The organism is Streptomyces sp. AcH 505, assembly GCF_000818175.1.
Classification (GTDB): Bacteria; Actinomycetota; Actinomycetes; order Streptomycetales; family Streptomycetaceae; genus Streptomyces.
Genome location: NZ_JTIY01000002.1, coordinates 343,553 through 348,720, shown reverse-complemented (window position 1 = coordinate 348,720; position 5,168 = coordinate 343,553). Strand labels below are relative to the sequence as shown.

4 protein-coding genes are annotated in these 5,168 nt (G+C 71.5%); 2 read left to right on the top strand and 2 right to left on the bottom strand.

Features of this window, described 5'->3' with window-relative positions:
* The coding region (locus HY68_RS31680; protein ID WP_052457350.1) for a TIGR03767 family metallophosphoesterase at positions 1–1,613 on the top strand (1,613 nt) is incomplete at its 5' end.
* Here the strand turns inward: HY68_RS31680 and HY68_RS31675 are convergent.
* Complete coding sequence (locus HY68_RS31675; protein ID WP_041998264.1) at positions 1,603–2,169, bottom strand: TetR/AcrR family transcriptional regulator; 567 nt, start codon at positions 2,167–2,169, stop codon at positions 1,603–1,605. The two genes, HY68_RS31680 and HY68_RS31675, sit on opposite strands and share 11 nt — an antisense overlap.
* Positions 2,166–3,638 carry an MFS transporter gene (locus HY68_RS31670; RefSeq protein ID WP_041998262.1) on the bottom strand — a complete coding sequence of 491 codons (1,473 nt, stop codon included), beginning with the start codon at positions 3,636–3,638 and terminating at the stop codon, positions 2,166–2,168. Before HY68_RS31670 ends, HY68_RS31675 begins: the two co-directional genes overlap by 4 nt.
* A gap of 186 nt (positions 3,639–3,824) precedes the next feature.
* Here HY68_RS31670 and HY68_RS31665 point away from each other — a divergent pair, with 186 nt between their 5' ends.
* The gene (locus tag HY68_RS31665; RefSeq protein ID WP_042000373.1) at positions 3,825–5,081 is read left to right on the top strand and encodes a DUF4032 domain-containing protein; all 1,257 of its coding nucleotides are present in this window, start codon (positions 3,825–3,827) and stop codon (positions 5,079–5,081) included.
* Positions 5,082–5,168 lie beyond the last annotated feature (87 nt).

Here is a 5,168-nt window from a genome sequence, read left to right as displayed (position 1 = left end):
CCGCCGCACCGGAGTCGTCCGCTCCGGCGGTGCCCGCGCCCCGTACCGCCCCCTCCCCCACCCCCACGCCGGCCGTACCGGCCAGGACCACACTGGACTCGGTCGCCGCCCCGCGTAACAACCTCGCCGCCTTCCGGCGGCTCGGCGAAGGGCCCGGCTGGCACCGCGTCGTCAGGGAGCGGCTGGCGCCGGCCAAGAAGGGGCGCGCCGACCGGCGTACCGTCCTCAGCTCGTTCGTGCAGCTCACCGACCTGCACCTGGTCGACGTCCAGCACCCGGTGCGCACCGAGTACCTGCGCGCGCGGCAGCTCAGCTCCTGGCGTCCGCACGAAGCGCTCACGGTGCCCGGCGCCGTCTCCCTGGTCGAGCGGATCAACGCCCTCACCGCGGGTCCCGCGACCGGCGCCCCGCTGTCCTTCGCCGTGACGACCGGCGACAACACCGACAACAACTCGCGGGCGGAACTCGACTGGTTCCTGACCGTGATGAGCGGCGGCCGGGTCACCCCCAACACGGGGGACGGCAAAAAGTACGAGGGCGTGCAGAATTCCGGTGAGCGGCTGTACTGGCACCCCGAGGACGCGCTGCGCGACCCGGACAAGCAGCTCGGCTTCCCCAGGATCGACGGGTTCCTCGACGCCGCGATGCGTTCCGTCGACAGCCCGGGACTGCGGATCCCGTGGTACTCGACGGTCGGCAACCACGACTCGCTGGCCAGCGGCGCGATGGCGGACCGATCCGGTTTCCTCGCCGAATTCGCCGTCGGTGACCGGAAGTTGTTCGCCGTCCCGGACTCCGATGCCGACGCGCTGGCGAAGGTGCTGACCGCCGGCAGCAATCCGGCGGGCGGCGAGCTGGTCGATCTGCTGCGCCGCGAGAAGCGCCGGATGCGCACCGTCACACCGGATCCGCTCCGGGCCCCGTTCGGCCCCCGCGAATACCTCCGGGCGCACCTCGACCCGGCCCGCACGGGACCGGGTCCGCTGGGCCACGGCTACAGCGCCGCCAACCTCGACAGTGACACGCTGTACTACACCTTCCCGATGGGCGGGAACGTCATCGGCGTCAGCCTGGACACCACCGACCGCGCCGGACACTTCCTCGGCTCACTCGGCACGGCCCAGCTCACTTGGCTGGAGCGAACACTCACGGAGAACAAGGACGCGCACGTCGTTGTTCTCAGCCACCACAACAGCTGGACGATGACCAACACCCACCGTGATCCGGCCAGACCGGGCGAGGCGCGCCACACGGGCGACGAAGTGGTGGCCCTGCTGCGGCGCCACCGTAATGTCCTGGCGTGGGTCAACGGGCACAGCCACCGCAACGCGATCCTGCCGCACGGCTCGTTCTGGGAGATCTCCACCGCGTCGCACGTCGACCACCCGCAGCTCGCCCGGGTCATCGAGATCACCGACAACGGCGACGGCACACTGTCCCTGTTCACCACGCTGATCGAGTCGGGCGCGCCGTACCGCACCGACTTCGACGACCTGTCGCAGACCGGCCTCGCCGGCCTCTACCGCGAACTGGCCCAGAACGCCCCGGGGCGCGGCACCGCGGGGGTCGGCGAGTCCGCGGACCGCAACACGGAGCTGCTGCTCAGCCGGTGACGGAGGCCCCGGTGACCAGGGTCTGTACGGCCGGTCCGTAGAGATCGGCCAGCTGCTCGGGGGTGGCGGCGGCGCCGGCGCCCGCCGCGTGCAGGCTGAGCGTGGCGCTGAGCCCGATGAGCTGTCCCGCGATCAGCTCGGCCCGCAGTGCGCCGCCGGGTCCCGGCAGCAGCCCGGCCAGCCGCTGGGTGATCTGCTCGCCGAACCGCTCGCGCAGCAGCGCCCGTTCGTCGTCCTTGCCGAGCGAGAACACCACCCGCAGCAGCAGGTCGCCCTGCGCCCGCTTGGCGCGCACCACGGTGAGCACCAGATGCCGGCCCAGTTCGGCGGGCGGTACGGCGAAGAGCAGGTCGGCCGCGGGGGCGAAGTCGGCGACGGTGTTGAAGAGCTCTTCCTTCGTGCCGAAGTGCTTGACGATCAGCGAGGCACTGACGCCCGCGTCCGCCGCGATGCCGCGCAGCGTCACCTCCGCGTACGGCCGTACGGCGAAGGCCCGCCGGGCGGCGCGCAGGATCGCGCCCCGGCCGCTGCCAGGATCGGTGGCTTCCGCGCTCATGCGTTCTCCTGGGCGAGCGATGCGGTCCGGTCCCTCCCGACGCTACCGGTCGCGGGTGTCCTGCCGCTCGGCAGACACAGCGTGACGGCCAGCGCCGCCAGCGCCACACCGCCCGAGATCAGGAACACCAGCAGATAGGCGTGCAGGGTCGGCGCGGTGAGCCCGCCCACCGTGAAGGTGACGTTGGCCAGGACGGCGGCGACCACCGCGCTGGAGAACGCCTGGCCGACCGAGCGCATCAGGGTGTTGAGCCCGTTGGCCGCCCCCGTCTCGGCCACCGGCACCGAGCGCATCACGAGCGTGGGCAGGGCGGAGTAGGCGATGGCGGTGCCCGCAGCGACGACGGTGGCCCCCAGGATGATCGTCCAGAGCTGATGGCTGGTGAAGAAGCGGATCACATAGCCGACGGCGAGCGTCCCGGAGGCAATCGCGAGGGCGGTCTTCGGCCCGTACTTGGCGGAGATCCTGGCCGACACCGGTGACAGCGCGACCATCGCGATCCCGCCGGGCAGCATGCACAGACCGCTGACCACGATGGACGCGCCGAGGCCGTAGCCGGTGGCCTTCGGCTCCTGCACCATCTGCCCGGTGGACAGCGAGTTGGCGTAGAAGGCGAAGCCGATCAGCAGCGCGGCGATGTTGGTCAGCAGCACGGCGGGCCGGGCCGAGACCCGCAGGTCGACCATGGGCGAACGGGTCCGCAGCTCGAAGCGGCCCCAGGCGAGCGCGATCAGTACCGCGAGGACGAGCAAACCGAGGGTGCGCCCGGAGGTCCAACCCCAGTCGCCGCCCTGGGTGACCGCGAGCAGCAGGCTGACCAGCGCCGCCGACAGACCGAGGGCGCCCCAGGCGTCGAACCTGCCGTGCGAGCGGCGCGACGACTCGGGCACGCAGAGCAGGACGAGCACGATGTCGAGGACACCGAGCCCGGCCGAGGCCCAGAACATGGTGTGCCACTCGTAGTGCTCGATGACGAAGGCGGCGATGGGCAGTCCGACGGCGGCGCCGATGCCGAGCGTCGAACTCATCAGCGCGACGGAGGAGATCATCCGGGCGGGCGGCAGCTCGTCGCGCATGATGCTGATGCCCAGCGGTACGACGGCCAGCGCGGCCCCCTGGAGGGCCCGGCCGACGATCAGCACACCGATCTCGGAGCTGACGGCGCACAGCACGGAGCCGAGGGCCAGCACCGCGAGCGAGGCGAGCAGCACCCGGCGCTTGCCGTACATGTCGCCGACCCGCCCGAGCACGGGGGTGCAGACGGCGCCGGTCAGCAGCGTGACGGTGACCAGCCAGCTCGCGGCGGCGGGGGTGGCGCCGGTGAGGTCCGGGATGTGCGGCAGGAGCGGTACGACGAGCGTCTGCATGACCGCGACCACCACGCCGCAGAACGACAGGACGGCGACGAGGAAGCGCGGGTGCGGTGCTTCGACGGGCTCCTCGACGGGCGCGGATATCTCTCCGGACATGTCACTCCGTATGTGCTGTGCCGACGTTTGTACGCGCGGGGGGTGTACAGGTGTTCACCCACCAGGGTAAACGCCTGTGCACCCCTCGCCCTACCAGGGGCGGTGCGACACCCGGCACACTGTCCTGGGCGGTTCCGGTCAGGAAACCCGCCGCGGGAACACCGCTCGACCGCCGTGGGAGGCACGATGGCGCTGCAGATCAGCGCGACCAACCCGGAGCATCCGGCCGTACTGCTGGATCTCCCGTGGAACACTCCGCTGGACGCCTGGCCCGCGGAGTGTCTGGTTCCGCTCCCCCGCGGTATCTCACGCCATGTGGTGCGCTTCGCCTCGGCGGGCCCCGAGGTGGTCGCCGTGAAGGAGATCACCGAGCGGGCCGCGCTCCGCGAGTTCGGACTGCTGCGGGACCTGCACCGGCTCGCCATCCCCGCCGTCGAGGCGGTGGGTGTGGTGACGGGACGGGTGGACGTGCACGGCGAGCCGCTGGAGTCGGCGCTGATCACCCGCCACCTCAAGGGCTCGCTGCCCTACCGGTCGATGTTCGAGTCGACGATGCGCCCCAGCACCGTCAAGCGGCTGATGGACGCGCTGGCCGTGCTGCTCGTACGGCTGCATCTCGCCGGGTTCGCCTGGGGCGACTGCTCGCTGTCGAACGCGCTGTTCCGGCGGGACGCGGGCGCGTACGCCGCGTATCTGGTGGACGCGGAGACCGGCCAGATCCAGCAGAACCTGAGCCACGGCCAGCGGGAGTACGACATAGAGCTGGCCCGGATGAACATCGCGGGCGAGCTGATGGACCTGGAGGCCTCGGGCTCCCTGCACCCGTCCGTCGACCCGGTCCCGTTCGGCGCGGCGATCGTCAAGCGCTACGAGGACCTCTGGCACGAGCTGACCCGCGAGTCGGTCTACCCGGTCGACAAGCGGCACTACATAGACCGCCGGATACGCCGCCTGAACGAACTGGGCTTCGACGTCGCCGAGATGCAGATCCAGAGCTCCCCGCAGGGTGACACGGTCACCTTCCTGCCGAAGGTGGTGGACGCGGGACACCACCAGCGGCAGCTGCTGCGGCTGACGGGCCTGGACGCCGAGGAGAACCAGGCGCGCCGGCTCCTCGGCGACCTGGAGGTCTGGATGGCGGGTCAGGACGACTACGCGCCGGGCGATCCGCTGGGGGCCAGGCCCGAGGTGCTGGCGCACCGCTGGGTGCGCGACGTCTTCCGGCCCACGGTGCGGGCGGTGCCGCTGGAGCTGCGCGGCGAGATGGACGCGGCGCAGATCTACCACGAGGTGCTGGAGCACCGCTGGTACCTGTCGGAGAACGCGGGGACCGACGTGGGTCTCGCTGCGACGATCGCGGACTACGTCGCCAACGTGCTGCCGCACTCGGCTGCGGCGCTGAACCCGCCGGAGACCGACAGCGTGGACGTCATCTCGCCTTGAGCCGCGACACCCCCGCCCGCGCGCGTCCCGTTCGTCACTGCAGGGCGCGTACGGCCGCGGTGAAGACGGCCGGCAGCCGTGCGGCGG